The organism is Microbacterium sp. RU33B (assembly GCF_900155915.1).
GTDB lineage: Bacteria > Actinomycetota > Actinomycetes > Actinomycetales > Microbacteriaceae > Microbacterium.
The window spans coordinates 1,591,500-1,618,186 of record NZ_FTPO01000001.1 but is presented as its reverse complement, the minus strand read 5'-3'; the positions used below and the strand labels follow the sequence as shown (position 1 = coordinate 1,618,186).

The following is a 26,687-nucleotide window of genomic DNA, read 5'->3' as shown; positions in this document are numbered from 1 at the left end:
CGCCGGACCCGACGAATGGGAATGGGACGACTTCGCGACGGGCGACTTCGAATCCGGTGAGGACGACCGCGCCTAGCTCCGTCCGATCAGCCTGGGGCGAACCGCGGGCCGGATGTCCGAGGCCCCGCCTACGCTGGAATGATGCAGACGACGCGCAGCGTGCGGCCTTTCGAGGTCGTCAGCGAATTCCAGCCGAGCGGTGACCAGCCGGCGGCGATCGCCGAACTCGCCGCGCGCATCAACGCGGGCGAGACCGACGTCGTGCTCCTCGGCGCGACCGGCACGGGCAAGTCCGCCACGACGGCGTGGCTGGTCGAGCAGGTGCAGCGGCCCACACTGGTGCTCGCACACAACAAGACCCTCGCCGCGCAGCTGGCCAACGAGTTCCGCGAGCTCATGCCCCACAACGCCGTCGAGTACTTCGTGAGCTACTACGACTACTACCAGCCCGAGGCCTACGTCCCCCAGACCGACACCTTCATCGAGAAGGACTCCTCGATCAACGCCGAGGTCGAGCGGCTGCGCCACTCCACGACGAACTCGCTCCTGTCGCGCCGCGATGTCATCGTGGTCTCCACGGTGTCGTGCATCTACGGCCTCGGGGCGCCCGAAGAGTATCTGCGTGCGATGGTGGCGCTGCAGGTGGGGGAGCGGTACGACCGCGACGCCCTCATCCGCAAGTTCATCGCGATGCAGTACAACCGCAACGACGTCGACTTCTCCCGCGGCAACTTCCGCGTGCGCGGCGACACGATCGAGATCATCCCCGTCTACGAGGAGTACGCGATCCGCATCGAGATGTTCGGCGACGAGATCGAGGCGCTCTACATGCTGCACCCGCTCACCGGCGACGTCGTGCAGAAGATGGAGTCCGTGCCGATCTTCCCCGCCTCGCACTACGTCGCCGGCACCGACACCGTGCAGCGAGCGATCGGCACGATCGAGGCCGAGCTCGAGGAGCGGCTGAAGGAGCTCGAGTCGCAGAACAAGCTGCTCGAGGCTCAGCGTCTGCGCATGCGCACGACCTTCGACCTCGAGATGCTGCAGCAGCTCGGATTCTGCTCGGGCATCGAGAACTACTCCCGCCACATCGACGGCCGCGCCCCGGGCGAGGCGCCGCACACGCTTCTCGACTTCTTCCCCGACGACTTCCTCATGGTGATCGACGAGTCGCACGTCGCGGTCCCGCAGATCGGCGCCATGTACGAGGGGGATGCCTCGCGCAAGCGCACGCTCGTCGAGCACGGATTCCGGCTTCCGAGCGCCATGGACAACCGACCGCTCCGGTGGGACGAGTTCAAGAACCGCGTGGGCCAGACCGTCTACCTGTCGGCGACGCCCGGGCGCTACGAGATGGGCATCGCCGACGGTGTGGTCGAGCAGATCATCCGCCCGACCGGCCTGGTCGACCCGAAGATCATCGTCAAGCCGTCGAAGGGTCAGATCGACGATCTCCTCGAGGAGATCCGCATCCGCACCGAGCGTGATGAGCGCGCCCTCGTCACCACCCTCACGAAGAAGATGGCCGAAGAGCTCACCGACTTCCTCGGCGAGCACGGAGTGCGGGTCCGCTACCTCCACTCCGATGTCGACACTCTGCGTCGTGTCGAGCTGCTCAGTGAGCTGCGCGCCGGCGTCTACGACGTCCTCGTCGGCATCAACCTGCTTCGAGAGGGTCTCGACCTGCCCGAGGTGTCGCTCGTGGCCATCCTCGACGCCGACAAAGAGGGGTTCCTGCGCTCGGGCACCTCGCTCATCCAGACGATCGGCCGTGCCGCGCGCAACGTCTCGGGCGAAGTGCACATGTACGCCGACGTCATGACCGACTCGATGCGCAAGGCCATCGAAGAGACCGATCGTCGTCGGGATCGCCAGATCGCGTACAACATCGAGAACGGGATCGAGCCCACGGCGCTGCGCAAGCGGATCGCCGACATCACCGACGTCCTCGCGCGCGAAGGCGCCGACACGGCGGCCATGATGTCGCGCAAGGACTCGGGGAAGACCAAGTCGGGCAAGGGCAAGAGCCCGACGCCCGGCCTTCGTCGCGAGGGCATCGCCGCCGAGGGGGCGAACCAGCTCGAGGCGACGATCCTCGACCTGTCGAACCAGATGCTGGCGGCCGCGGGAGAGCTGAAGTTCGAGCTCGCGGCGCGTCTTCGCGACGAGGTGCAAGACCTCAAGAAGGAGCTGCGCGCCATGGAGCGTGCGGGTCACGCCTGAGTTCGGAGTCTGTGCGCGCTCAGGGGCAGTGCATGAGAGGCTTCGGGCCCGACCGGTCGAACGTGTGCTGCGACATCGCGGAGCCGCACAGCGGACACGGGCGCTCTGTGCGCTCGGGCTCGGGCGTCGTCTCGTACGGCCCGACCGACGCGGGTCCGGCGACGCGGATGAGTGAGGCGTTGAACCAGGCGTAGAGCCCGCCGGCCTCGCGTATCCGCTGCCGCAGCGGAACGGCGTCCTTTCGTGTCATAAAGATTAGTGTACTAAGTAATTGGTAGAGTGGACGCATGGAGACCGATCCGCGCGACGATCTGCTGAAGCTCGAGAATCAGCTCTGCTTCGCGATCGTCACGGCTGCCCGAAATGTCGTGTCGATCTACCGTCCGGTGCTCGAGCCCCTGGGGCTGACGCATCCGCAGTATCTCGTGATGCTCGCCCTCTGGGAGCAGTCGCCGCGCTCGCTCGGAGAGCTGGCCGACGAGCTCGCCATGGAGCCCGCGACGCTCTCGCCGCTCGTGAAGCGACTCGAGGCGCAGGGCCGCGTGACGCGGCGCCGCCGCGCGCAGGACGAGCGCGTGCTCGAGATCGCCCTCACGGCGGACGGACGCGCGCTGCGCGAGCGCGCCCTGGCCGTACCCGCGCAGGTCATGGAGATCGTCGGGATGGATGCCGCGCAGCTCGGCGCGCTGCGCGACGGCCTCGCGCCGTTCGCCGGGGGGCGCGCGCGGTCCTGAGGCCCCACCCGCGCGGTGGGCGCACTCCGCCGACCGCGAACCCGGAGCCGATGTCGGAGGCCCCGCCTAGACTTGACCGGTGCCTATCTCACCCGTCGTCGTGCCCGGAAACCACTCGGGAAAGCAGCAGGGATTCGGCGCACCCGGGGGCAAGCTCAGCGTCCGCGGGGCGCGCGTCCACAATCTCAAGAACATCGATCTCGACATCCCGCGCGACTCCCTCGTCGTGTTCACAGGGCTCTCGGGGTCGGGCAAGTCGAGCCTCGCGTTCGACACGATCTTCGCCGAGGGTCAGCGCCGCTACGTCGAGTCGCTGAGCGCCTACGCGCGCCAGTTCCTCGGTCAGGTCGACCGGCCCGACGTCGACTTCATCGAGGGTCTCAGCCCTGCCGTGTCGATCGATCAGAAGTCGACCAACCGCAACCCCCGCTCCACCGTCGGCACGATCACGGAGATCTACGACTACATGCGCCTGCTGTGGGCGCGCATCGGGGTCCCGCACTGTCCCGAGTGCGGCGAGATCATCCAGCGGCAGACGGTGCAGCAGATCGCCGACCAGCTCATGGAGCTGCCCGAGCGCACGCGGTACCAGATCGTGGCGCCCGTCGTCTCGCAGAAGAAGGGCGAGTTCGTCGACCTCTTCAAGGAGCTCGGTGCGAAGGGATACGCGCGCGCCATCGTCGACGGCGAGCTCGTGCAGCTCGCCGAGCCGCCCGTCCTCAAGAAGAGCTACAAGCACGACATCGCGGTCGTCGTCGACCGACTCGTCGCCGCCCCCGACATCCTGAGTCGGGTCACCGACTCCGTCGAGACCGCCCTCGGCCTCGCCGGAGGCACGATGCAGGTCAACTTCGTCGACGGCGAAGGCGACGACGCGTGGCAGAGCTTCTCCGAGAAGCTCGCGTGCCCCAACGGGCATCCGCTCCAGCTCACCGAGATCGAGCCGCGCACCTTCTCCTTCAACGCGCCGTTCGGCGCCTGCCCCACCTGCTCGGGCCTGGGCACCCGCATGTCGGTCGACGTCGAGCTCATGCTGGGCGACGAGGAGCTCTCGATCGCCGAGGGCGTGCTGCTGCCGTGGACGACGCAGGGCAAGGGTCTCTTCCAGTACTACGAGCGTCTGCTCGAGGGCCTCGCCCGCGACCTGAACTTCTCGCTCGACACCCCCTGGAAAGACCTCCGGGTCGACGTGCAGGATGCCGTCCTCCGCGGCGAGGACTACAAGGTCACCGTCAAGTGGAAGAACCGCTACGGCCGTGAGATGCGGTACGCGTCGGGCTTCGAGGGCGTCGTGCCCTACATCGAGCGCCAGTACCTGCAGGCCGAGTCCGACACGCAGCGCCAGCGCTGGTCGGAGTATCTGCGCGAAGTGCCGTGCCCGGCCTGCGACGGCAACCGCCTCAAGCCCGAAGTGCTCGCCGTCATGGTGCACGGGCACTCGATCGCCGAGGCATCCCGCCTCAGCCTCGCCGACGCCCAGGGGTTCTTCGCGAACCTGGAGCTGACCGACCGCGAGGCCAAGATCGCGGCCGCCGTCCTGCGCGAGATCCGCGCGCGGCTCGACTTCCTCATCCAGGTCGGACTGACCTACCTCAGCCTCAGCCGCTCCGCCGGCTCGCTGTCGGGCGGCGAGGCGCAGCGCATCCGCCTCGCCACGCAGATCGGCTCGGGGCTGACGGGCGTGCTGTACGTGCTCGACGAACCCTCGATCGGCCTGCACCAGCGCGACAACCGCCGGCTCATCGAGACTCTGCTCACCCTTCGCGACCTGGGGAACACGCTGATCGTCGTCGAACACGACGAGGAGACCATCCACGCCGCCGACTGGGTCGTCGACATCGGACCTCGCGCGGGTGTGCACGGTGGCGACGTCGTGCATTCGGGCCCCCTCGCCTCACTCCTGGAGGATCGCAACTCGATCACCGGCGACTACCTCTCGGGCCGCCGGGAGATCCCGACGCCGAAGAAGCGCCGAAAGATCGACAAGAGCCGCCAGATCACGGTCGTCGGGGCGCGCGAGAACAATCTTCAGAACGTCACGGTCGACTTCCCGCTCGGCGTGCTGACGGCGGTCACCGGCGTCAGCGGGTCGGGAAAGTCGTCGCTGGTCAACGGCATCCTCTACGAAGTGCTCGCGACACGGCTCAACGGCGCCCGGCGGGTGGCGGGCAAGCACACGCGGGTCGTGGGGCTCGACAACCTCGACAAGGTCGTGCACGTCGACCAGGCGCCGATCGGTCGCACACCGCGATCGAACCCGGCGACCTACACGGGCGTCTTCGACCGCATCCGCACGCTGTTCAGCGAGACGCTCGAGGCGAAGGCGCGTGGCTACCAGCCGGGCAGGTTCAGCTTCAACGTCAAGGGCGGACGCTGCGACGCGTGCTCCGGCGACGGCACGATCAAGATCGAGATGAACTTCCTCCCCGACGTCTACGTCGACTGCGAGGTCTGCCACGGCAAGCGCTACAACCGCGACACGCTCTCGGTGCACTACAAGGGCAAGAACATCGCCGAGGTGCTCGAGATGTCGATCGCGGATGCCGCGGAGTTCTTCGAGCCGATCCAGGCCATCCACCGCTACCTGCGCACACTCGTCGACGTGGGGCTCGGCTACGTGCGGCTCGGGCAGTCCGCCACGACGCTCTCCGGGGGCGAGGCGCAGCGCGTCAAGCTCGCGACCGAGCTGCAGCGCCGCTCCAACGGTCGCTCGATCTACGTCCTCGACGAACCCACGACGGGTCTGCACTTCGAAGATACGCGTCGTCTGCTCGAGGTGCTCAGCGAGCTCGTCGACAAGGGCAACACGGTCATCGTGATCGAGCACAACCTCGACGTCATCAAGTCGGCGGACTGGATCATCGACCTCGGCCCCGAGGGCGGATCCGGCGGCGGCACGATCGTGGCGACGGGCACTCCCGAGCAGGTCGCGCGCAAGGAGGCGAGCCACACCGGTCGCTTCCTCGCCGAGATCCTCCCGGGCCGCCAGTCGGCCGTCGAAGCGCGCAAGGCGGGCTGAGCACCAGGGCATGGCTGACCAGCTTCCGTACAAGCCGAAGGCGGGGGAGATCCCCACCCATCCGGGCGTGTACCGCTTCCGCGACGGCGACGGACGGGTGCTGTACGTCGGCAAGGCCAAGAACCTGCGCGCGCGCCTGTCGAACTACTTCGCGCCGCTGCGCACCCTGCACGAGCGCACGCGGCGGATGGTGCTGACCGCGGCATCCGTCGAGTGGACCGTCGTCGGCAGCGACGTCGACTCCCTGCAGCTCGAGTACCAATGGATCAAGGAGTTCGACCCGCCCTTCAACGTCCGGTACAAGGACGACAAGTCCTATCCGTTCATGGCGATCACCCTCGGCGACGAGGCCCCGCGCGTCATCGTGACGCGCAACCACCGCATCCCGGGGGCGAAGTACTTCGGTCCGTACCCGAAGGTGTGGGCGGTGCACGACACGATCGACCTCATGATCCGGGTGTTCCCGATCCGCACGTGCTCGGATTCCTCGTACAAGAAGGCGATGGCCACGGGGAGGCCGTGCTTCCCCGGCCAGATCGGACGCTGCGGCGGACCCTGCTCCATGAAGGTCACGATCGAGGAGCACCGTGCGATCGTCGACGACTTCGTCTCGTTCATGGCGGGCGGCGATCAGCGGTTCGCGAAGGAGCTGACGGCACGCATGCGCGAGGCGTCGGCGGCCATGGACTACGAGTCGGCCGCGGTCTATCGCGACAAGCTCCAGGCGATCGAGGCCGTGCTCAACAAGAGCGCGCTCGTGCTGGCGCCCGACACCGACGCCGATCTGTTCGGCATCGCCGAAGACGAGCTCGCTGCGACGGTGCAGCACTTCGTGGTGAGGGGCGGCAGGGTGCGCGGCGTGCGCGCCACGACGATCGAGAAGGAGCTCGACATCTCCGGCGCCGACCTCGTCGATCAGGTGCTGCAGCGCACCTACGGTGCAGCGGCGGCCTCCGACATCCCGCGCCAGGTGCTGGTGCCGGCGCTTCCCGACGACGCCGAGGAGCTCGAGCAGTGGCTGCGCGACAAGCGGGGGCGCAACGTCTCGCTCCAGGTCGCGCAGCGCGGGCGCAAGGCCGACCTCCTGCGCACCGCGACGCTGAACGCGCAGCAGGCGCTGATGCTGCACAAGACCCGGCGCACGAGCGACTACGTGGCTCGCTCGCAGGCGCTCACCGACCTCCAGGAGGCGCTCGGACTGGCCGACGCGCCCCTGCGCATCGAGTGCTTCGACGTGTCGCACCTCAGCGGCACCAACGTGGTCGCCTCGATGGTCGTCTTCGAAGACGGGCTTCCGCGCAAAGACCAGTACCGCTCGTTCGGGGTGCCGGAGACGACCGACGACACCGACTCGATGTACCAGGTGCTCATGCGCCGTCTCGCGTATCTCGATCGACCCGAAGAGGTCGAACCCGAACCCGAGGTCACCGACGACGGGGAAGTCGTCACGACGAAGAAGCGCCCGCGCTTCGCGTACCGCCCGCAGCTTCTCGTCGTCGACGGCGGACAGCCGCAGGTGGAGGCCGCGGCACGCGCCCTCCGCGACGCCGGCCACGAAGAGGTCGCCCTGTGCGGCATCGCCAAGCGACTCGAGGAGGTGTGGCTGCCAGGGGAGGAGTACCCCGTCATCCTGCCGCGCACCTCCGAAGCGCTGTACCTCCTCCAGCGCTTGCGCGACGAGGCCCACCGCTTCGCGATCACCCATCAGCGCAAGCGCCGCCGGCGCGACATCCAGAGCGTGCTCGCCGAGATCCCGGGTCTCGGCGACGCCCGCATCAAGGCGCTGCTCCGGCACTTCGGCTCGGTCGCCGCGCTCAAGCAGGCCACGCCCGAAGAGATCACCGAGCTGCCCGGTGTCGGTCCGAAGCTCGCCGCCGCCATCCACGCGCACCTGAGCGACGCGACCACCGCCGCGTGATCGCTAGGCTGGAACCACACGACGGGGGTTTCATGGTGGAGCAGGACAACCGCGACAGAGGCGAGATCCTCATCGTGACGGGGATGTCGGGGGCCGGTCGCACGACGGCGGCCAACGCGCTCGAAGATCTCGACTGGTACGTGGTCGACAACCTGCCCCCGCAGATGCTCAAGCCGCTGCTGGAGCTCACCGGCCGTGCCGGTGACGCGCTGCCGAAGGTGGCGGTCGTCGTCGACGTGCGCGGACGCGATCTCTTCGCGCAGCTCCCCGAGGTGACCCGCGCCTTGCGCGACGCCCGGCAGCAGCTCCGGGTCATGTTCCTGGATGCCTCCGACGACGTCCTCGTGCGTCGATTCGAAGCCGTCCGGCGGCCGCACCCCCTCCAGGGCGACGGCACGATCGTCGACGGCATCCGGGCCGAGCGGGCGCGCCTGGCCGCCATCCGCGAGAGCGCCGACGTCATCATCGACACGTCGGACTTCAACATCCATCAGCTCGCGACGGCCGTGATCGACCTGTTCTCCGAAGAGGGCTCCGCCCGCCACGCCCTCACGATCCAGAGCTTCGGCTTCAAGTACGGCCTTCCCGCCGACGCCGACCTCGTGGCGGACATGCGGTTCCTCCCGAATCCGTTCTGGAGCGCCGATCTGCGCGCGCTCACCGGTGAGGACGACGCCGTCCGCGACTACGTCCTCGCGCAGCCGGGCGCGCTCGAATTCATCGACGCGTACGCCGCCGCCCTCGTTCCGGTCCTCGAGGGGTACCAGCGCGAGAACAAGCGCCACTCCGTCGTCGCGATCGGGTGCACGGGCGGAAAGCACCGCTCGGTCGTGATGGCCCGCCAGCTCGCTGCGCGGCTCCAGAACGTCCCCGGCGTCGCTGTGCGGGTCAAGGACCGCGACCTCGGCCGGGAGTAGCCCACGCGCGGGGGCGGGTAGGCTGTTCCTTCGTCCCCACCCCTGACTGCCGCAAGGAGAGCTGTGTCGCTGACCGCTGACGTGAAGGCCGAGCTGACAACCGTGCGCGATCCGCGCCCGTCGGCGCGTGTCGCCGAACTCACGTCGCTTCTGCGGTTCTCCGGGGGGCTCCACTCGATCGCGAACCGCGTGGCCGTGGAGGCCGAGCTCGATTCCGACGTGCTCGCACGCCGTGTGGCACGCGATCTCATGGAGATCTACGGCGTCCGTCCCGAGCTCGTGCACGTGCAGGGCTCCGGCGGACGCACCGGGTCGCACTACGCCGTCCGGGTGATCGAGGGCGGCGAGACGCTCGCGCGTCAGACCGGCCTGCTCGACCAGCGCCGGCGTCCGGTGCGGGGCCTTCCCAACAAGCTCACGACCGGTGCCCGCCCCGACCTCGCCGCCGTCTGGCGCGGTGCGTTCCTCGCGGCGGGATCGCTCTCCGAACCGGGTCGTTCGGCCGCTCTCGAAGTGACGTGCCCGTCGGGTGAGGCCGCGATGGCCCTCGTGGGCGCCGCGCACCGCCTCGGCATCCCCGCGAAGGCCCGCGAGGTCCGCGGCGTGCCGCGCGTCGTGGTGCGCGAGGGGGAGGCGATCCGCCAGGCACTCGCCGAGATGGGTGCGCGCCGTGCCGCCGCCGACTGGGATCAGCTCCGCCAGCGCCGCGAGGTGCGCGCGGGCGTGAACCGCCTGGTGAACTTCGACGACGCGAACCTCCGTCGTTCGGCTCAGGCCGCCGTCGCCGCGTGCGCACGCGTCGAGCGCGCGCTGGAGATCCTCGCCGACGAGGTTCCCGAGCACCTGCGCGAAGCGGGGGAGCTGCGCCTCTCGCACCGCGACGCGAGCCTCGACGAACTGGGTCACCACGCCGACCCGCCCCTCACGAAGGACGCCGTCGCCGGCCGCATCCGTCGCCTGCTCGCGATGGCCGACAAGAAGGCCGAGATCGACGGCATCCCGGGCACGGAGTCCGCCGTGCCGGCCGGCATGGAGGACTGAGCTCCGCTCGTCCCTCGCGTTACTCCGCGACTTCGTGGGAAGCAACCCCACGACGGCGGTGTTGCCCTCTCGGTAGGATGACATTCGGTCACCCCCGCCGTGTGGACACGTTCCCGCGCGGCGCCGACAGGAAGAAGTGAACATGGCGAAGTACACCTTGCCCGACCTCCCGTACGACTACGCGGCTCTGGAGCCGCACATCAGCGCATCGATCATGCAGCTGCATCACGACAAGCACCACCAGGCGTACGTGACGGGCGCGAACACCGCGCTCGAGCAGCTCGCCGAGGCGCGCGACAAGGGCGACTTCGCCTCGGTGAACAAGCTCGAGAAGGACCTCGCGTTCAACCTCGGCGGTCACACGAACCACTCGATCTTCTGGACGAACATGTCGCCGGACGGCGGCGACAAGCCCACCGGCGAGCTCGAGTCCGCGATCACCGACCACTTCGGATCGTTCGACAAGTTCACGGCGCACTTCACCGCCGCCGCGCTCGGCGTGCAGGGGTCGGGCTGGGCGGGTCTGTTCTGGGACTCGATCGGCGAGAACCTCATCATCCAGCAGTTCTTCGACCAGCAGTCGCAGTTCGCGGCGGGCACGGTGCCGCTGCTGCTCCTGGACGTCTGGGAGCACGCGTACTACCTCGACTACAAGAACGTGCGCGCAGACTACGTCAAGGCGTTCTGGAACATCGCGAACTGGTCCGATGTGCAGGCGCGCTTCGCCCGCGCGCAGACTCAGACCGCAGGCCTGCTCGTCTGATCGCACTCGCGTGAACGGATGCCCGGACCACCCGCACAGGGTGCTCCGGGCATTCGTGTGAACAGCAGACGAACACGACCGATTTCGGGACCTTCGTCCCTCGTCGCCGAGAGGCGCCCTGCGGTAGTGTCGGACCAGGTGAGGATGCCCACGGTCCCGCCCGAGCGGGCCGGATCGCAGCATCCTCCCGTTGTATAGAGAAGATCGCGCGGCAGGTGTGCCGATCAGGTGCTACCGGCGCGAGTGATATCGGGAGACACACCGTGACTGTCAAGATCGGAATCAACGGCTTCGGCCGCATCGGACGCAACTTCCTGCGGGCCGCCCTCGAACAGGGCGCCGACCTCGAGATCGTGGCGGTGAACGACCTCACCGACAACAAGACCCTCGCCCACCTGCTCAAGTACGACTCCGTCGGCGGTCGCCTCGACGCCGAGGTGTCGTACGACGCCGACTCGATCACGGTGAACGGCAAGGCCATCAAGGTGTTCGAAGAGCGCGACCCGGCCAACCTGCCCTGGGGCGAGCTCGGAGTGGACATCGTCATCGAGTCGACCGGCCGCTTCACGAACGCCGCCGACGCGAAGAAGCACATCGCCGGTGGCGCGAAGAAGGTCATCATCTCGGCGCCGGGCACCGACGTCGACGGCACGTTCGTCATGGGCGTCAACGACGGCGACTACGACAACGCCACCATGAACGTCATCTCCAACGCGTCGTGCACGACGAACTGCCTCGCCCCGCTCGCGCAGGTCTTCAACGATGCGTTCGGCATCGAGCGCGGCTTCATGATGACCGCGCACGCCTACACGGCCGACCAGAACCTCCAGGACGGCCCCCACGGCGACCTGCACCGCGCGCGCGCAGCCGCGCTCAACATCGTCCCCGCCTCGACGGGTGCCGCGAAGGCCATCGGCCTCGTGCTCCCGGAGCTCCAGGGCAAGCTGAGCGGCTCGTCGTACCGTGTGCCGATCCCCACCGGCTCGATCGTCGACCTCACGATCATCACCCCCACCGAGGGCCTGACCGTCGACACGATCAACGCCGCGTACGAGAAGGCGGCCGCCGAGGGATCCCTCGTCGGATACCTCAAGTACAACACCGACGCGATCGTCTCGACCGACATCGTGAAGGACCCGCACTCGTCGATCTTCGACGCCGGTCAGACCAACGTCTCGGGCAACCTCGTCAAGGTCTCCGCCTGGTACGACAACGAGTGGGGCTACTCGAACCGTCTCGTCGACCTCGCAGAACTCGTCGCCGAGAAGCTCTGATCTCAGTCATGGCTCTGCGCACCCTCGATTCGCTGGGTTCGCTCGCAGGCAAGCGCGTCATCGTCCGTGTCGACTTCAACGTCCCCCTGAAGGACGGCGTCATCACGGACGATGGCCGCGTGCGTGCAGCGCTTCCCACGCTGAACCACCTCATCAACCAGGGCGCGCGGGTCATCGCCTGCTCGCACCTGGGCCGCCCCGACGGGGCGCCCGACGCCAAGTTCAGCCTCGCGCCGGTCGCTCAGCGGCTGTCCGAGCTGCTCGGCAAGCCCGTCGCGTTCGCCCGTGACACGGTGGGGGAGTCGGCACAGGATGCCGTTGCCGCCCTCGAAGACGGAGATGTCGCCGTCATCGAGAACCTCCGCTTCAACCCCGGCGAGACCGCGAAGGACGACGCCCAGCGTCGCGCCTTCGCGGAGGAGCTGGCTCAGCTCGGCGACGTGCTCGTGTCGGACGGCTTCGGCGTCGTGCACCGCAAGCAGGCCTCGGTCTACGATCTGGCCGAGATCCTGCCGTCGGCCGCCGGCTACCTCATCGAGAAGGAGGTCGACGTCCTCGACCGCCTGACCGAGAACCCGGAGCGTCCGTACGCGGTCGTGCTCGGCGGGTCGAAGGTGAGCGACAAGCTGGGCGTCATCGCCCACCTCCTGCCTCGCGCCGACAAGATCCTCGTGGGCGGCGGAATGCTCTTCACGTTCCTCGCCGCGCAGGGCTTCCCGGTGGGCAAGTCGCTGCTCGAATCGGACCAGATCGAAACGGTCCGCGGCTACATGGAGGCGGCGAAGGAGCGCGGCGTCGAGCTGATCCTCCCGGTCGACGCCGTCATGGCCGAGTCGTTCGGACCGGATGCCGCGCATGTCGTGGCGCCCGCGGACGCGCTCGAGGAGACGGCGTTCGGCGCCGACGGACTGGGCCTGGACATCGGGCCCGAGACGGCGAAGCTCTTCGCGGACGCGATCCGCTCGTCGAGGACGGTCTTCTGGAACGGCCCCATGGGCGTGTTCGAGATGCCCGCGTTCGCCGAAGGCACCCGCGTCGTCGCCAAGGCGCTGACGGATGTCGAAGGCCTGAGCGTGGTCGGAGGCGGCGACTCGGCCGCGGCCGTGCGCCAGCTCGGCTTCGCCGACAGCGACTTCGGTCACATCTCCACGGGCGGTGGCGCGAGCCTGGAGTTCCTCGAAGGCAAGAAGCTACCCGGACTGGAGGTCCTCGGATGGTCGGCGTGAACAGACAGCCCCTCATCGCGGGCAACTGGAAGATGAACCTCGACCACCTCCAGGCGGTCGCCTTCGTCCAGAAGCTCGACTGGTCGCTGAAGGATGCCAAGCACGACGCGGGCACTGTCGAGGTGGCGGTCTTCCCGCCCTTCACGGACCTCCGCACCGTGCAGATCCTGCTCGACCAGGACAAGATCGAGTTCGCGCTCGGCGCGCAGGATCTGTCGACCCACGACTCCGGTGCCTACACCGGCGAGATCTCGGGTGCATTCCTGAAGAAGCTCAACGCGTCGTACGTCATCATCGGCCACTCGGAGCGTCGTGACTACCACGCGGAGACCGACGAGGTCGTGGCGGCCAAGGTACAGGCGGCGCTGAAGCACGGGCTCGTGCCCGTGATCTGCGTCGGCGAGACGCTGGAGCAGCGCGAGCAGTCCGGTCCCACCGCGGTATCGGTCGGTCAGCTGGAGGTCGCCCTGGAGGGTGTGGCCGCCGGTGCCGAGATCGTCGTGGCGTACGAGCCGGTCTGGGCGATCGGCACGGGCCAGGTGGCCTCGCCCGAGCAGGCGCAGGAGGTCTGCGCGGCGCTGCGTGCCGTCGTGGCCGACAAGCTCGGTCAGGATGCCGCGGATCGCACGCGCATCCTGTACGGCGGGTCGGTCAAGTCCGGCAACATCGCGAGCTTCATGCGCGAGCCCGATGTCGACGGCGCCCTCGTCGGTGGGGCGAGCCTCCTCGTCGACGAGTTCGCCGCCATCATCCGCTACCAGAAGCACGTCGGCGTCTGACGACACCACGGAGAGGGCCCGCTGACCGCGTGACGGTCGGCGGGCCCTCTCGCCGTCTCTTGAGCTACTTCGACTCGGTGGTCGTTCCGGCGGGTGACGAGAACGCCGGCGCTCCCTTGAGGCGGTAGTCGAGCCACGAGATCAGCGTGCGCTGCGAGAGCTGCAGCTGGGTGCCTCGGCTGATTCCGCCGCGGTCGCATCCGATGCCGAAGAACGCCGACGAATCGACGAATCCGCAGTGGTAGCCGCCGGTGATCGACACCCATGTCGAGGGCGTCGGCGCATTCTGGAAGATCTTGCGCGTGGAGGACGGCGCGACGACGGTGTCGGAGGTGCCGGTCACGAAGAGCGACGGCACCCGCAGCTGGGTCGCGGCCGATGTCGAGGACGGCCGGGTCTCGGCGGCGGCGAGGGTCGCCACCGCGTCGATGTCGGGCTGCCGGGAGCCGGCCAGCACCGCTGCTCCTCCGCCCATGGAGTGCCCGGCGACGGCATCGAGAGTGGGATGAGCGTTGGGCTGCGTGCGGTGTCCCCACGCGATCGCCGCGCGGAGGTCGTCGGCGAGGGCGCCGTGGTTGGGCAGGAGCCCGGTCTGCGTCTCCGGAGCGATCACGATGTACCCGCTCGCCGCGAGGGCGGCGAGGGTGGAGGCGTACCGCGACGTGGACTGCACGAAGCCGTGGCCGAAGCCGACGACGGGGTACGAGCCGGGAGCCGAACCCGTCGGCTGCACCATCCGAGCCGTGAAGGTGCGGCCGTTCTGCGACACGGTGACGGTGGATGTCGCGACGGGGAGCCCCTGGGCGACGGTGACCGCAGACGGCGGCTGAACCGCCCCGTGGGCGGCGGGAGTGGCGGTGAGGGTGAGGAGGGCGGCCAGCGTGATGACGACGATGCGGCGGTGCATGCTCGGATGATACGCCGCACCGCTCGCGGGAGCGACGGCCGAGGCGGGCCTGTGGAGAGGCCGCGTCACTCGGGTCGAGTCGCAGCCCGGCCTGACGGTATAATGAACACTTGTGCGATCCGACGGGTCGCAGCGAAAGGCTTCTACGACTGTGCAGATCCTCGAGTTCGTCCTGCAGGTGATCCTCGGTATCACGAGCCTCCTGCTGACCCTCCTCATCCTGCTCCACAAAGGGCGCGGCGGCGGCCTCTCCGACATGTTCGGCGGCGGCATGACCTCGGCGATGGGCTCTTCGGGCCTCGCCGAGCGCAACCTCAACCGATTCACGATCGTGCTCGCACTCGTCTGGTTCGTCGCGATCGTCGCGCTCGGACTCATCACGAAATTCCAGGTGATCTGATGGCTACCGGCGGCAACGCGATCCGAGGCACCCGAGTCGGTGCCGGCCCGATGGGCGAGCAGGACCACGGCTTCCACGCGGAACGCGTCGCCGTTCCCTACTGGGATGCCCTCGGCAACGAGACCGTGCGGTACTTCGCCGCCGGGATCGCGGAAGAGGAGATCCCCGACACGATCGACTCGCCGCACTCGGGGCTGCCGGCCGGCCGCGACAAGGAGAACCCTCCGGCTCTCGCGAAGACCGAGCCCTACAAGACGCACCTCGCCTACGTGAAGGAGCGTCGCACGGAGGAAGAGGCCGAGACCCTCCTCGGCGACGCCCTGCAGCAGGTGCGCGAGCGCCGCGGCGACGCCTGAACACACCACAGCCTCACCAGGAACGGGATGCCTCGGCATCCCGTTCTTCGTATCCGGATCGGGCTCAGTACTCTCCGTCGATGAGCTGCGGCGGGACCTGCTGCGCGGCTTCCTGGTCGACGAAGAAGATCGTGCGCTTGCGGCCCTTCGCCCCCGCTGCGGGGACGCTCTGGTAGCTCGCACCGGCGAGGGCGAGGCCGAGAGCCGACGCCTTGTCGTGGCCTGCCAGCACCATCCACACGCGCTTGGACGAGTTGATGACCGGCCGCGTGAGGGTGATGCGTTCCGCGGGAGGCTTGGGGGAGTCGCGCACGGGCACGACGGTGCGGTCGGTCACCTGGATCTCGGGACGATCGGGGAAGAGCGACGCGATGTGCGCGTCGGGTCCGACCCCGAGGAAGCACACGTCGAAGGACGGCCACGGATCGTCGTCCGACCCGAAACGCGCCAGTTCGGCCGCGTACGCATCGGCTCCGGCATCGAGGTCGACACCGTCATCGCTCGCCGCGATCGAGTGGATGTTCTCCGCGGGAACGTCGATGAGATCGAGCAGCGCTGCGCGTGCGCCCTTCTCGTTGCGGTCGGCGTGACCGCGCGGAACGAACCGCTCGTCGTTCCACCAGAAGTGCACCCGCGACCAGTCGATCGAGTCGCGCTCGGGGTTGCGGCCGGCCGCCGCGAGCACGGCGATCCCGATGGCGCCGCCCGTGAGCGAGACATGGACCTTCTTGCCCTGCGCCACTCGTTTGGCGACGCGGCCGAGGAAGCGGGATGCGACCGAATCTGCGAGGGTCTGCGGATCCGGCGTGATCACAACGCGCTTCTCAGCGTAGAACTCAGCCATGCGTCTCCTGCGTCGCCGCTCCCAAGAGCTCCCAGCCCTCGGTGATGACTCGACCATACAGGACGTCGGGATCGAGCCGTCGGAGCTCCTCGGCGAGGCATTCGCGGAGTGTCCGACGCGGCAGCACGAGATCGTGGCGCGGCTGACCCGGCTGCGTGAGGCACGCGATCGCGGCACTCGCCCGGTCGAGCACGACCTCGCCGCTGGCACGGACCAGCCGGACGGACTTGATGCCGTCGGACCACTCGTCTTCGGGAAGGTACTTCCAATCGACGGGCACGTCGAGCATCAGGCGGAGCCACGCGGCGAGGAGCGCCGTGGACGGCGAGCTGCTCGCACCGCGCACCTCGACGGCCGTCACAGGCTCGAACGGCGGCTGATCGAGCACGGCGGCGAGCTGCTCGCGCCAGTGGGTCAGTCGCGTCCAGGCCAGGTCGGTGTCGCCGGGCGCGTGGTTGGCGCCGAGCGCCGCGAGGCGGTGCTTGTCGTACGGGCGCGTCGAGGCATCCGTGATCCGTCGCGCCGCGATCCGACCGAGAGGCGACTCGGAGGGGACGAGCGGCGGATCGGCCGGCCACCAGGCCACCACCGGTGCGTCGGGGAGCAGCAGTCCGGTCACGAGGCTCTCGGTGTTGCTTCCGGCGGCGCCCGTGGCGCGCAGGACCACGACCTCGCTGGCCCCGGCGTCTCCGCCCACGCGGATCTGCGCGTCGAGGCGGGGGTCGCCGTCGTCATCGCCCAGCATGAGCACGATGACGCGCATCGGATGCTCGCGTGACGCATCGTTCGCGGCTTCGATGACCTCCTCCTCGGCCCCGTGGCGGGTGGCGATGATGAGGGTGAGGACGCGTCCGAGGGCGACGGCGCCGCCCTCTTCGCGCACGCTCACGAGCGAGCGCGAGATCTTGCTGACCGTCGTGTCGGGAAGTTCGATGATCACGGACGCCTCCACGTGCGGCCGTCGCGGGCCAAGAGTTCATCGGCCGAGGGAGGACCCCACGAGCCGGGGGAGTACTGCTCCAGCGGTCCGCCCTGCGCGTGCCAGTACTCCTCGATCGGATCCAGGATCTTCCAGGAGAGCTCGACCTCCTCGTGGCGCGGGAAGAGCGGGGGGTCGCCCAGCAGGACGTCGAGGATGAGCCGCTCGTACGCCTCGGGGCTCGCCTCGGTGAACGCGTGGCCGTAGCCGAAGTCCATCGTGACGTCGCGCACCTCGGTGCCGGCGCCGGGGACCTTCGAGCCGAAGCGGATCGTCACGCCCTCGTCGGGCTGCACCCGGATCACGAGGGCGTTCTGGCCCTGCTCGGTCGTCTGGCTGCGCGAGAACAGCTGCTGCGGAGCCCGCTTGAACACGACGGCGATCTCGGTCACGCGTCGGCCCAGGCGCTTGCCGGTGCGCAGGTAGAACGGCACATCGGCCCATCGGCGCGTGTTGATCTCGAGCTTGATGGCGGCGTACGTCTCCGTCACGGAGTCCTTCGCCATGCCGTCTTCCTCGAGGAATCCGAGCACCTGCTCGCCGCCCTGCCACCCGCCCGCGTACTGTCCGCGCGCGGTCGCCGTCGAGAGGTCGTCGGGTAGGCGGACGGCCGCGAGCACCTTCTCCTTCTCCGCCCGGAGCTCCTTCGCGTCGAACGAGATGGGCTCCTCCATCGCGGTCAGCGCGAGGAGCTGCAGCAGGTGGTTCTGGATGACGTCGCGCGCGGCCCCGATGCCGTCGTAGTAGCCGGCGCGACCGCCGACCCCGATGTCCTCGGCCATCGTGATCTGCACGTGGTCGACGTAGTTGCGGTTCCACAGCGGCTCGTACAGCTCGTTCGCGAAGCGCAGCGCGAGGATGTTCTGCACCGTCTCCTTGCCGAGGTAGTGGTCGATGCGGAAGATCGAGTCGGCGGGGAAGGCCGAGCGGAGGGCGTCGTTCAGAGCGCGCGCGGAATCGAGATCGTGGCCGAACGGCTTCTCGATGACCACGCGGCGCCATCCGTCGACGTCGTCGGCGTGCTCGTCGACGAGACCCGAGTCCTTCAGCTGCTTCGCGACGAGCGGGAAGTCCTTCGGCGGGATCGACAGGTAGTAGGCGTGGTTGCCCATCGTGCCCCGCTCGACGTCGAGCTTCTCGACGGTCTCGCGGAGTCGGGCGAACGACTCGGGGTCGTCGAACGTGCCCTGCACGAAACGGATGCCCTGCAGCAGCTGCTGCCACGTCTCCTCTCGGAACTCGGTGCGCGCGTACTGCCGCACCGCGTCGTGCACGACCTGCGCGAAGTCCTGATCCTCCCAATCGCGCCGCGCGAAGCCCACGAGGGCGAAGCCCGGCGGCAGGAGTCCGCGGTTGGCGAGGTCGTACACGGCGGGCATGAGCTTCTTGCGCGACAGGTCGCCTGTCACGCCGAAGATGACCAGTGCGCTGGGCCCCGCGATGCGGTTGAGGCGGCGGTCTTCGGGGTCGCGCAGGGGATTGTGCCCGCGCGAGATCTCGACGGTCATGGAACGGCGGCTCCTACTGTGCGGCTTCGAAGAGCGTGAGCACTTCGAGCTGCGGATCGGTGAGAGTGAGGGTCACGACGGGCCGGCCGTGCGCGGCGAGCACGCTCGCGTCGCCCGAGGCCTGCGCCTCGATGAGCTGGCCGAACGTGAAGGGGCGCCCGGGGATCTCGAGGTCGACGTCGGTGCGCTCCAGGATCTGCAGGAACACGCCGTTGGCCGGTCCGCCCTTGTGGTACTGGCCCGTGGAGTGGAGGAACCGCGGTCCCCAGCCGAACGTCGTGGGCCGACCGGAGTCGGCTGCGACGAGTTCGCGGAGCCCGGCGAGCTGAGGCAGGTGCAGGCGGTCGACGTAGGCCTGCACCGACACGTACCCGTCGGCGGGCACGAGCGCCCACAGCGCGTCGAGGACGCCGGCCAGGGTCCCGGATGCGGCGAGCGAGGCATCCGTCGTGCGGATCTCCACGCCGTCCGTCGAGAACGCCGGGGGCGTGGGCTCGGGGCGGGCGTCGAGGAGTCCGCGGGTCGCGATCTTGGCCGACTCGACGTCGGGCTGATCGAACGGGTTGATGCCCAGCATCCGGCCGGCGATCGCCGTGGCGAACTCCCACACCAGGAACTGCGCGCCGAGCGAGCCGCTCATGAGCACTTCGCCGTGGTGACGCTCGAAGAGGTGGAACTCTCCGGCCTCGTCGACGAACCGGACGATCTGCACGTCGGCGGGCGGGTTCTCGGTCTCGGGCGAGACCGGGAGCAGTACGACGGGGAGGATGCCCACGCCGTCCTTGCCGGTGGATTCGGCGACGAGCTGCTCGATCCAGTCCGGCAGTCCGACGATGTGCGTGCCGTCGCTCACGAGTCCGAGCTTGTCCTTGCGCGGCTCGCCACCGGCGATCGCCGCCGCCAGCACGAGCGCGGGGTTCTCGCGGCCGTCGATCGAGAGCTCCAGCAGGGAGGCCTCGGCCTCGTCGAGCAGCTCGCCGACGTCGGCGCCCGCGAGGCCCGAGGGCACGAGCCCGAACGCGGTGAGCGCCGAGTAGCGGCCGCCGACCGTGGGGTCGGCGGTGAAGACGCGGTAGCCGTCGGCGCGCGCGGATTCCTCCAGCGGCGACCCGGGATCGGTGACGACGACGATCCGCTCGGCCGGGTCGATGCCGAGGTCGCGGAACGCGGCCTCGAACGCGCGCTTGGCCGAGTCGGTCTCCACGGTGGAGCCGGACTTCGACGACACGACGAGCACGGTCTGGGCGAGGCCGCCGGTCTCGGGGTCGCCGTCGATCGCGGAGAGCACCTGTCCGGGAGCGGTCGAGTCGAGGATGACGAGCGGCACGCCCGCCGTCTGCGCGATGACCTCGGGCGCGAGGGAGGACCCTCCCATGCCCGCCAGGACGACGCGGGTCAGACCCTTCTCGACGAGCTCGGCGCGGAGGGCCTCGATCTCGGCCACGAGAGGACGCGACACGGCGACCGACTGCGTCCAGCCCAGGCGCTTCGAGGCCTCCTCCTCCGCGGCGGGGCCCCACAGGAACGCGTCGCCGGCGGAGATCCCCGAGGCGACGAGATCCGAGATCAGTCCAGGGACCGTCGCGTCGACGACCGACGCGACGTGCCCCGACAGGTGGATCGTGACGCTCACTTGTTCGCGGCCTCTGCGAGGGCGGTCGTGACGGTGCCCTGCAGGTCGTGCCACGAGGCGATGAACTTCTCGACGCCCTCGTCTTCGAGCACCTGGGTGACGTCGTCGATGTCGATTCCCGCGGCGGCGAGCTTGTCGAACACGTCGCGCGCGCCGGCGTAGGCGCCCGTGATGGTGTCGCCCGCGATGACGCCGTGGTCGAACGTCGCCTCGAGGGTCTTCTCGGGCATCGTGTTGACGGTGCCCGGGGCGACGAGCTCGGTGACGTAGAGGGTGTCGGGCAGAGCCGGGTCCTTGACGCCCGTGGACGCCCACAGCGGGCGCTGCACGTTGGCACCGGCCTTCACCAGGTCCTGCGCGCGCTTCTCGGCGAACTTCTTCTCGAACAGCTCGTAGGCGAGGCGCGCGTTCGCGACGCCGGCCAGCGACTTCAGCTCCCGCGCTTCGTCGGTGCCGACGGCGTCGAGGCGCTTGTCGACCTCGGTGTCGACGCGCGACACGAAGAACGAGGCGACGGAGTGGATGCTCGAGAGGTCGACGTCGCCGCCCTGCGCGCGCTCCAGGCCCGCCAGGTACGCGTCGATGACCTCGGAGTAGCGCTCGAGCGAGAAGATCAGGGTCACGTTGACGCTGATCCCGGCGGCGATGACCTCCGTGATGGCGGGCAGTCCGGCCTTGGTCGCGGGGATCTTGATGAGGACGTTCGGGCGGTCGACGGTCTTGTAGAGCGCCTTGGCCTGGGCGACGGTCGCGTCGGTGTCGTGCGCGAGGTCGGGGGAGACCTCGATCGACACGCGGCCGTCGACGCCGTCGGTGGCGTCGTAGACGGGGCGGAAGATGTCGCACGCGTTGCGCACGTCGTCCGTCGTCAGCGCGAAGATCGTGTCGTCGGTCGACGCGCCCTGAGCGGCGAGGCCGGCGATCTGCTCGTCGTACGAGTGGTCGCTCGCGTTGCCGATGGCACCCTGGAAGATCGTCGGGTTCGTCGTGACGCCCGAGACCGTGCGGCTCTCGATCAGCTCGGCGAGGTTGCCCGACGTGATGCGCGCGCGCGACAGGTCGTCGAGCCAGATGCTGACACCGGCGGCGGCGAGGTCCTGCGTGGGGGTGGTCATGCGTTGCTCTCCTTGAGGGACTCGCGCGCCGCTTCCACGACCGCGTCGGCGGTGATGCCGAACTTCTCGAACAGGGTCTTGTAGTCGGCGGACGCGCCGAAGTGCTCGATCGACACCGAGCGGCCGGTGTCGCCGACGATGCCGCGCCACGTGAGCGCGAGGCCCGCTTCGACCGACACGCGGGCCTTCACCGCCTTCGGGAGCACGGACTCCCGGTAGGCGGCATCCTGCTCGTCGAACCACTCGAGCGACGGTGCCGACACCACGCGGGCGTTGACGCCCTCGGCCGCGAGGGTCTCGCGGGCCGCGACGGCCAGCTGCACTTCGGAGCCGGTGGCGATCAGGATCACGTCCGGGGTGCCGCCCGGCGCCTCGGCGAGCACGTACGCACCCTTGACGGCGTTGCTCGCTGAGGCGAACACGTCACCGGAAGCCTCGCCCTCGCCGCGCGGGAACACCGGGATGTTCTGGCGGGTGAGCGCGAGACCGGCGGGTCCGGCGTGGCGGCGCAGGAGCTCGAGCCACACGACCGAGGTCTCGTTGGCGTCGGCGGGACGCACGACGGCGAGGTTCGGGATGGCGCGGAGCGTCGCGAGCTGCTCGATCGGCTGGTGCGTCGGGCCGTCCTCGCCGAGGGCGACGGAGTCGTGGGTCCACACGAAGATCGAGGGGATGTTCATCAGCGCGGCCAGGCGCACCGCGGGGCGCATGTAGTCGCTGAAGATCAGGAACGTGCCGCCGAACGCACGGGTCGGACCGTGCAGCAGGATGCCGTTGACGATCGCGCCCATCGCGTGCTCGCGGATGCCGAAGTGCAGCACGCGGCCGTAGGGATCGCCCGACCACTCGTGGGTGGACCACTCGGCGGGGATGAACGACTTCGCCGACTTGATCGTCGTGAGGTTCGACTCGGCGAGGTCGGCCGATCCGCCCCACAGCTCGGGGAGCTGGTCGGCGAGGGCGTTGATGACGACACCGGATGCCGCGCGCGTCGACACGTCCTTGCCGGCCTCGAACGTGGGGACCTCGATGTCGTCGGGGAGCTCGTTCGCGAGCAGGCGGTCCAGCAGCGCCTTGCGCTCGGGGTTCGCCTCGGCCCATGCGTCGAAGCGCGTGTTCCACTCGGCGTGCGCCGCGGCGCCCCGGTCCTTGAGGGCGCGGGTGTGCGCGATCACGTCGTCGGCGACCTCGAAGGTCTGCTCGGGGTCGAAGCCGAGCACCTTCTTGGTGGCCGCGAGCTCGTCGGCGCCGAGGGCGGAGCCGTGGATCTTGCCGGTGTTCTGCTTGCCCGGGGAGGGCCATCCGATGATCGTCTTCAGGATGATGAGCGAGGGCTTGGCGGTCTCGCCCTTGGCGGCGTCGATCGCGGCGTTGAGCGACGCGACATCCTCGATGTACTGACCGGTCTTCTTCCAGTCCACGGTCTGCACGTGCCATCCGTACGACTCGTACCGCTTCGCGACATCCTCCGTGAAGGCCACGTTCGTGTCGTCCTCGATCGAGATCTGGTTGGAGTCGTAGATCGCGATCAGGTTGCCGAGCTCCTGGTGACCCGCGAGCGAGCTCGCCTCGCTGGTGACGCCCTCCTGCAGGTCGCCGTCGCCGGCGATCACGTAGACGAAGTGGTCGAACGGGCTTGTGCCCGCGGCGGCCTCGGGGTCGAACAGGCCGCGCTCGTAGCGTGCCGCGTAGGCGAAGCCCACGGCGGAGGAGAGCCCCTGGCCGAGCGGGCCGGTCGTGATCTCGACGCCCTTCGTGTGGCCGTACTCGGGGTGGCCCGGGGTGAGCGAGCCCCACGTGCGCAGCGACTTGAGATCATCGAGCTCGAGTCCGAACCCGCCGAGGTACAGCTGCACGTACTGCGTGAGCGACGAGTGTCCCGCCGACAGGATGAACCGGTCGCGGCCGAGCCAATGCGTGTCGGACGGATCGTGGTTGAGCACGCGCTGGTAGAGCAGGTACGCCGCCGGCGCCAGACTCATCGCCGTGCCCGGGTGGCCGTTGCCCACCTTCTCAACGGCATCCGCCGCGAGTACGCGAGCGGTGTCCACCGCGCGTCCATCCAATACGTCCCAAGCAAACTCCGACACTCGGTCGCCTTTCTCCGTGGGAGCGCCCTGCGCGAGGCCGATCCGCGGCTGTCGTCCGTGAGGAGAAAGGGGAATCGGCGCATGGGCGCGCGTGTGGTCTCAGCATAGCGAAGCGGCATGCCGCGACAGCGATGTAGGCCCGTGTGAGGCCGAGTGTGACGGCCCGTCGGCGTCCGTCGCGAGTGCGTCGCCGTCGGGGAGGGGTGCGTCGGGCATGGCCTAGACTCGAGGGGTACCGGATGGCGCACGATGCGGGGGACGATGGACATCTCGACGACGACGCGTGTCGAGGCATCCGCGACTCCTCGCACGCTCGGTCGCACGATCCGCGGCTACGTGGCTCTCACGAAGCCCCGCGTCCTCGAGCTGCTCCTGGTCACGACCGTCCCGGTCATGATCCTGGCCCAGGGCGGCTTCCCGAGCATCTGGCTCGTGCTCGCCACCGTCGTCGGCGGCTCGCTCAGCGCCGGTTCGGCGGCCGCGTTCAACATGTACCTCGACCGCGACATCGACGCGCACATGCGCCGCACCGTCAACCGGCCCATCATCACGGGAGACGTGTCGGCGCGCGGTGCGCTGGTCTTCGCGTGGGTGCTGGCCGTGGTGTCGACCGTGTGGCTGTGGTTCACGACGAACTGGCTCGCCGCGACGCTGTCGGTCACCGCGATCTTCTTCTATGTCGTGATCTACACGATGATCCTCAAGCGCCGCACCGAGCAGAACATCGTGTGGGGCGGGATCGCGGGATGCTTCCCCGTGCTCATCGGCTGGACGGCGGTGACCGGCTCGCTCGCGTGGGCGCCCGTCATCCTGTTCGTCGTCGTCTTCCTGTGGACGCCGCCGCACTACTGGCCGCTGTCGATGAAGTACAAGGACCAGTACGAAGACGTCCACGTGCCGATGCTCGGCGCCACGCGCAACGGGTCGCAAGTCGGCCTCCAGGTCATCCTCTACGCGTGGGCGACCGTCGCGTGCTCGCTGCTGCTGATCCCGGTGGCCGGCATGGGCATCGTCTACTCGGTCTCCGCTCTCGTCTTCGGCGGATGGTTCCTCTACGAGTCGCATCTGCTGTACAACCGCGCCGTGCGCGGCACCGAGCCCCGGCCGATGCGCGTGTTCCACGCTTCGATCACGTATCTGACGCTGCTGTTCGTGGCGATCGCGGTCGACCCGCTGCTCCCGTTCTGAGCCGGCGCGCTTTCACGGCGATCCTGCCTGATTCGGAGAATCCCGCGAATACGAACCGATCGGATCCGGATCTCCGATCCTGGCGAGGCGAGGCCGGGCTCGACGAGGTGCTGAGGAGATGGGTCCCCTGGTCGGAGATCCGGCTCCCGTCGGAGGCGCGAGGGTGATGCGATCCGATCGGAGAGGAGTCTCCGATCGAGGTGGGGTGCTGAGGGTCCGCTGGCGACACACGGGCGTGTGCTCCTCCACAGAGAGACGTGGGAGCTCGAGATGCACAGAGGCGCGACGTCTGCGACTCCCCGACGTCGACGGCGGAGAGACTTCCGTCATGATGTCGACGAAGGCGACGACGGCGCGGGGGCCCGCGAATCTGCAACGCCGTCTCATGATGGCGGTACGCGAGGCAGGGGGAGTTGCACGCACGACAAGCCTCCTGAGTCTGGGGCACTCTGAGCATCGGATCTCCACAGCTGTCGCGGCGGGCGCGCTGAGCCGAGTCAGCCGCGGATGGGTCGCCGCTCCCGATGCCGACAGTGAGTTGGTGCGAGCCGCGCGAGAGGGGGTGGTCCTCACGTGCCTTACGCAGGCGCGGCGCCTGGGGCTCTGGGTGCTCGACGACGGTCGTCGGCATGTCGCCCTTCCCCCGCACGGGTCAGCGAGGCGGTCTCAAGGTGCGCGTGTCCATTGGGCGCAGCCGGTCATACCGCGCCATCCGGACGCCCTCACCGATTCGATCGAGAACGTGCTCGCCCTTGTCGCGGCATGCCAGCCGCGCGATGCTGCTCTGGTCGTATTCGAGGCCGCGCTGCGTCGCGATCTCGTCTCCTCGGTGGGACTGCGGATGACGCGACTGCCGCCAGCCGCTCGGCTCCTTCTCGACGATGCATCGCACTTCTCCGACTCGGGGCTGGAGACGATCTTCTTCACGAGGCTGCGGTGGTTGCGCGTCAGGATTCTCGCCCAGACCTGGATCGAGGGGCATCGCGTCGACTTCCTCATCGGCGAGCGGCTCGTCGTGCAGATCGACGGCGCGCATCACGTGGGTGCCCAGCGCACGAGCGATATCGCGCACGACGCCGCGCTCATGCTGCTGGGCTATCGGGTCCTTCGCCTGAGCTACGACCAGATCATCGGCGATTGGCCGGCCGTGCAGGACCTGATCATGCGCGCGGTCGCGCAGGGTTTTCACCGTGCGCAATGATCGCGGATTCGGAGATCCGGCTCTGATCGGAAACGCGAGCCTGGAGTCTCCGATTACAGAGAGATTGCCAAACGCGGTCGGACGGAACGACGGAGCCGCCCGGTCCGTGAGGGATCGGGCGGCTCCGGTGCGACGGATCAGCGCTTGGCGAGCTCGTCGGCGTCGGCATCCGACACGGTCGACGCCTCGGCGTCAGCAGGCGTGGAAGACGCGGGCACGAGCGGCTCGTCCACGACGACCTCGTCAGCGGCGTCGTCCCAGTCGATGGGCTCGACGACCTCGACGGCGGGGGCCGGCACGAACGAGGCCGCGACGGCCAAGAACAGCGTCGCGACGAGACCGACGAGTCCGGCGCCGACGAGGGCTGCGCCGAGCGTCACCCAGGCCTGGCCTCCATAGACCTCGATGCCCGTTGCGGTCTGGTCGGTGATCGTGGTGTTCATGATCGCGATCTTGTCGACCACGAGGAGCGCGCCGAAGGCGACGCTGGCGAGCGATCCGACGAGGAGGATCCAGAACGGGATGCTGCGGATGAGGCGGGGGCGGTACGACATGCGGTGAAGACTCCTTGC

General features: G+C 68.9%; 23 protein-coding genes. 14 read left to right on the top strand and 9 right to left on the bottom strand.

Going from position 1 to position 26,687, the window contains the following annotated elements:
* Positions 1–141 precede the first annotated feature (141 nt).
* Complete coding sequence (gene uvrB / locus B0B14_RS07890; protein WP_076681340.1) at positions 142–2,223, top strand: excinuclease ABC subunit UvrB; 2,082 nt, start codon at positions 142–144, stop codon at positions 2,221–2,223.
* Between the two features lie 19 nt (positions 2,224–2,242).
* Here uvrB and B0B14_RS07885 read toward each other — a convergent pair whose 3' ends face one another.
* Positions 2,243–2,473, bottom strand: a complete 231-nt coding sequence (locus B0B14_RS07885) for a hypothetical protein (RefSeq protein ID WP_076680868.1) — start codon at positions 2,471–2,473, stop codon at positions 2,243–2,245.
* A gap of 37 nt (positions 2,474–2,510) precedes the next feature.
* On the opposite strand from B0B14_RS07885, the gene B0B14_RS07880 reads away from it, so the two are divergent.
* From B0B14_RS07880 to tpiA, 9 genes are all read left to right on the top strand, one after another.
* Entirely contained in the window at positions 2,511–2,957 is a 447-nt protein-coding gene (locus B0B14_RS07880; protein ID WP_076680867.1) for a MarR family winged helix-turn-helix transcriptional regulator, read from the top strand.
* Between the two features lie 100 nt (positions 2,958–3,057).
* Positions 3,058–5,976: an excinuclease ABC subunit UvrA gene (gene uvrA, locus B0B14_RS07875; RefSeq protein WP_076680866.1), complete on the top strand. Its 2,919-nt coding sequence runs from the start codon at positions 3,058–3,060 to the stop codon at positions 5,974–5,976.
* Positions 5,977–5,986: 10 nt separating this feature from the next.
* On the top strand, positions 5,987–7,894 hold the full coding sequence (gene uvrC, locus B0B14_RS07870) for an excinuclease ABC subunit UvrC (protein ID WP_076680865.1): 1,908 nt from the start codon (positions 5,987–5,989) through the stop codon (positions 7,892–7,894).
* 32 nt (positions 7,895–7,926) lie between these two features.
* A complete protein-coding gene (gene rapZ / locus B0B14_RS07865; protein ID WP_076680864.1) occupies positions 7,927–8,811 on the top strand; it encodes an RNase adapter RapZ in 885 nt (294 codons plus the stop codon).
* A 63-nt stretch (positions 8,812–8,874) separates the two neighbouring features.
* Positions 8,875–9,852, top strand: coding sequence for a DNA-binding protein WhiA (gene whiA, locus B0B14_RS07860; RefSeq protein WP_076680863.1), 978 nt, complete (start codon positions 8,875–8,877; stop codon positions 9,850–9,852).
* 142 nt (positions 9,853–9,994) lie between these two features.
* Positions 9,995–10,615, top strand: a complete 621-nt coding sequence (locus B0B14_RS07855; RefSeq protein ID WP_076680862.1) for a superoxide dismutase — start codon at positions 9,995–9,997, stop codon at positions 10,613–10,615.
* Between the two features lie 263 nt (positions 10,616–10,878).
* Positions 10,879–11,889, top strand: coding sequence for a type I glyceraldehyde-3-phosphate dehydrogenase (gene gap, locus B0B14_RS07850; protein ID WP_076680861.1), 1,011 nt, complete (start codon positions 10,879–10,881; stop codon positions 11,887–11,889).
* Positions 11,890–11,897: 8 nt separating this feature from the next.
* Positions 11,898–13,115: a phosphoglycerate kinase gene (pgk, locus tag B0B14_RS07845; protein ID WP_076680860.1), complete on the top strand. Its 1,218-nt coding sequence runs from the start codon at positions 11,898–11,900 to the stop codon at positions 13,113–13,115.
* A complete protein-coding gene (gene tpiA, locus B0B14_RS07840) occupies positions 13,103–13,894 on the top strand; it encodes a triose-phosphate isomerase (RefSeq protein WP_076680859.1) in 792 nt (263 codons plus the stop codon). The genes pgk and tpiA overlap by 13 nt, the downstream gene beginning before the upstream one ends.
* Positions 13,895–13,958: 64 nt before the next feature.
* Here tpiA and B0B14_RS07835 read toward each other — a convergent pair whose 3' ends face one another.
* Positions 13,959–14,801, bottom strand: a complete 843-nt coding sequence (locus B0B14_RS07835) for a dienelactone hydrolase family protein (protein WP_076680858.1) — start codon at positions 14,799–14,801, stop codon at positions 13,959–13,961.
* 151 nt (positions 14,802–14,952) lie between these two features.
* On the opposite strand from B0B14_RS07835, the gene secG reads away from it, so the two are divergent.
* On the top strand, positions 14,953–15,201 hold the full coding sequence (gene secG, locus B0B14_RS07830; RefSeq protein WP_076680857.1) for a preprotein translocase subunit SecG: 249 nt from the start codon (positions 14,953–14,955) through the stop codon (positions 15,199–15,201).
* Positions 15,201–15,557 (top strand): RNA polymerase-binding protein RbpA, encoded by a 357-nt coding sequence (locus tag B0B14_RS07825; protein ID WP_076680856.1) that lies wholly within the window; start codon positions 15,201–15,203, stop codon positions 15,555–15,557. Before secG ends, B0B14_RS07825 begins: the two co-directional genes overlap by 1 nt.
* Before the next feature lie 64 nt (positions 15,558–15,621).
* Here the strand turns inward: B0B14_RS07825 and pgl are convergent, their stop codons facing one another.
* Genes pgl through tkt form a run of 6 tightly spaced genes read right to left on the bottom strand, consistent with a single transcriptional unit; the run spans position 15,622 to position 23,726 of the window.
* The gene (gene pgl / locus B0B14_RS07820) at positions 15,622–16,401 is read right to left on the bottom strand and encodes a 6-phosphogluconolactonase (RefSeq protein WP_076680855.1); all 780 of its coding nucleotides are present in this window, start codon (positions 16,399–16,401) and stop codon (positions 15,622–15,624) included.
* On the bottom strand, positions 16,394–17,341 hold the full coding sequence (locus B0B14_RS07815) for a glucose-6-phosphate dehydrogenase assembly protein OpcA (RefSeq protein ID WP_076681339.1): 948 nt from the start codon (positions 17,339–17,341) through the stop codon (positions 16,394–16,396). The genes pgl and B0B14_RS07815 overlap by 8 nt, the downstream gene beginning before the upstream one ends.
* Positions 17,338–18,888, bottom strand: a complete 1,551-nt coding sequence (gene zwf, locus B0B14_RS07810) for a glucose-6-phosphate dehydrogenase (protein ID WP_076680854.1) — start codon at positions 18,886–18,888, stop codon at positions 17,338–17,340. Before zwf ends, B0B14_RS07815 begins: the two co-directional genes overlap by 4 nt.
* A gap of 13 nt (positions 18,889–18,901) precedes the next feature.
* Complete coding sequence (locus B0B14_RS07805; RefSeq protein WP_076680853.1) at positions 18,902–20,521, bottom strand: glucose-6-phosphate isomerase; 1,620 nt, start codon at positions 20,519–20,521, stop codon at positions 18,902–18,904.
* Positions 20,518–21,636, bottom strand: coding sequence for a transaldolase (tal, locus tag B0B14_RS07800; protein WP_076680852.1), 1,119 nt, complete (start codon positions 21,634–21,636; stop codon positions 20,518–20,520). The genes B0B14_RS07805 and tal overlap by 4 nt, the downstream gene beginning before the upstream one ends.
* Positions 21,633–23,726 carry a transketolase gene (gene tkt / locus B0B14_RS07795; RefSeq protein ID WP_076680851.1) on the bottom strand — a complete coding sequence of 698 codons (2,094 nt, stop codon included), beginning with the start codon at positions 23,724–23,726 and terminating at the stop codon, positions 21,633–21,635. Before tkt ends, tal begins: the two co-directional genes overlap by 4 nt.
* A 261-nt stretch (positions 23,727–23,987) precedes the next feature.
* On the opposite strand from tkt, the gene B0B14_RS07790 reads away from it, so the two are divergent.
* Together B0B14_RS07790 and B0B14_RS07785 are read left to right on the top strand one after the other, a co-directional pair.
* A complete protein-coding gene (locus B0B14_RS07790; protein WP_076680850.1) occupies positions 23,988–24,914 on the top strand; it encodes a heme o synthase in 927 nt (308 codons plus the stop codon).
* Between the two features lie 328 nt (positions 24,915–25,242).
* Positions 25,243–26,115: an endonuclease domain-containing protein gene (locus B0B14_RS07785; RefSeq protein WP_306169501.1), complete on the top strand. Its 873-nt coding sequence runs from the start codon at positions 25,243–25,245 to the stop codon at positions 26,113–26,115.
* Between the two features lie 137 nt (positions 26,116–26,252).
* Here B0B14_RS07785 and B0B14_RS07780 read toward each other — a convergent pair whose 3' ends face one another.
* Positions 26,253–26,669 carry a hypothetical protein gene (locus tag B0B14_RS07780; RefSeq protein ID WP_076680849.1) on the bottom strand — a complete coding sequence of 139 codons (417 nt, stop codon included), beginning with the start codon at positions 26,667–26,669 and terminating at the stop codon, positions 26,253–26,255.
* Positions 26,670–26,687 lie beyond the last annotated feature (18 nt).

Excerpts from the sequence above, each read along its gene's own strand:
- uvrB (WP_076681340.1), top strand. The coding sequence starts at position 142 with ATGCAGACGACGCGCAGCGTGCGGCCTTTCGAGGTCGTCAGCGAATTC.
- B0B14_RS07885 (WP_076680868.1), bottom strand. The coding sequence starts at position 2,473 with ATGACACGAAAGGACGCCGTTCCGCTGCGGCAGCGGATACGCGAGGCC.
- B0B14_RS07880 (WP_076680867.1), top strand. The coding sequence starts at position 2,511 with ATGGAGACCGATCCGCGCGACGATCTGCTGAAGCTCGAGAATCAGCTC.
- uvrC (WP_076680865.1), top strand. The coding sequence starts at position 5,987 with ATGGCTGACCAGCTTCCGTACAAGCCGAAGGCGGGGGAGATCCCCACC.
- rapZ (WP_076680864.1), top strand. The coding sequence starts at position 7,927 with ATGGTGGAGCAGGACAACCGCGACAGAGGCGAGATCCTCATCGTGACG.
- B0B14_RS07855 (WP_076680862.1), top strand. The coding sequence starts at position 9,995 with ATGGCGAAGTACACCTTGCCCGACCTCCCGTACGACTACGCGGCTCTG.
- pgk (WP_076680860.1), top strand. The coding sequence starts at position 11,898 with ATGGCTCTGCGCACCCTCGATTCGCTGGGTTCGCTCGCAGGCAAGCGC.
- tpiA (WP_076680859.1), top strand. The coding sequence starts at position 13,103 with ATGGTCGGCGTGAACAGACAGCCCCTCATCGCGGGCAACTGGAAGATG.
- B0B14_RS07835 (WP_076680858.1), bottom strand. The coding sequence starts at position 14,801 with ATGCACCGCCGCATCGTCGTCATCACGCTGGCCGCCCTCCTCACCCTC.
- B0B14_RS07825 (WP_076680856.1), top strand. The coding sequence starts at position 15,201 with ATGGCTACCGGCGGCAACGCGATCCGAGGCACCCGAGTCGGTGCCGGC.
- pgl (WP_076680855.1), bottom strand. The coding sequence starts at position 16,401 with ATGGCTGAGTTCTACGCTGAGAAGCGCGTTGTGATCACGCCGGATCCG.
- zwf (WP_076680854.1), bottom strand. The coding sequence starts at position 18,888 with ATGACCGTCGAGATCTCGCGCGGGCACAATCCCCTGCGCGACCCCGAA.
- tal (WP_076680852.1), bottom strand. The coding sequence starts at position 21,636 with ATGACCACCCCCACGCAGGACCTCGCCGCCGCCGGTGTCAGCATCTGG.
- B0B14_RS07790 (WP_076680850.1), top strand. The coding sequence starts at position 23,988 with ATGGACATCTCGACGACGACGCGTGTCGAGGCATCCGCGACTCCTCGC.
- B0B14_RS07785 (WP_306169501.1), top strand. The coding sequence starts at position 25,243 with ATGATGTCGACGAAGGCGACGACGGCGCGGGGGCCCGCGAATCTGCAA.
- B0B14_RS07780 (WP_076680849.1), bottom strand. The coding sequence starts at position 26,669 with ATGTCGTACCGCCCCCGCCTCATCCGCAGCATCCCGTTCTGGATCCTC.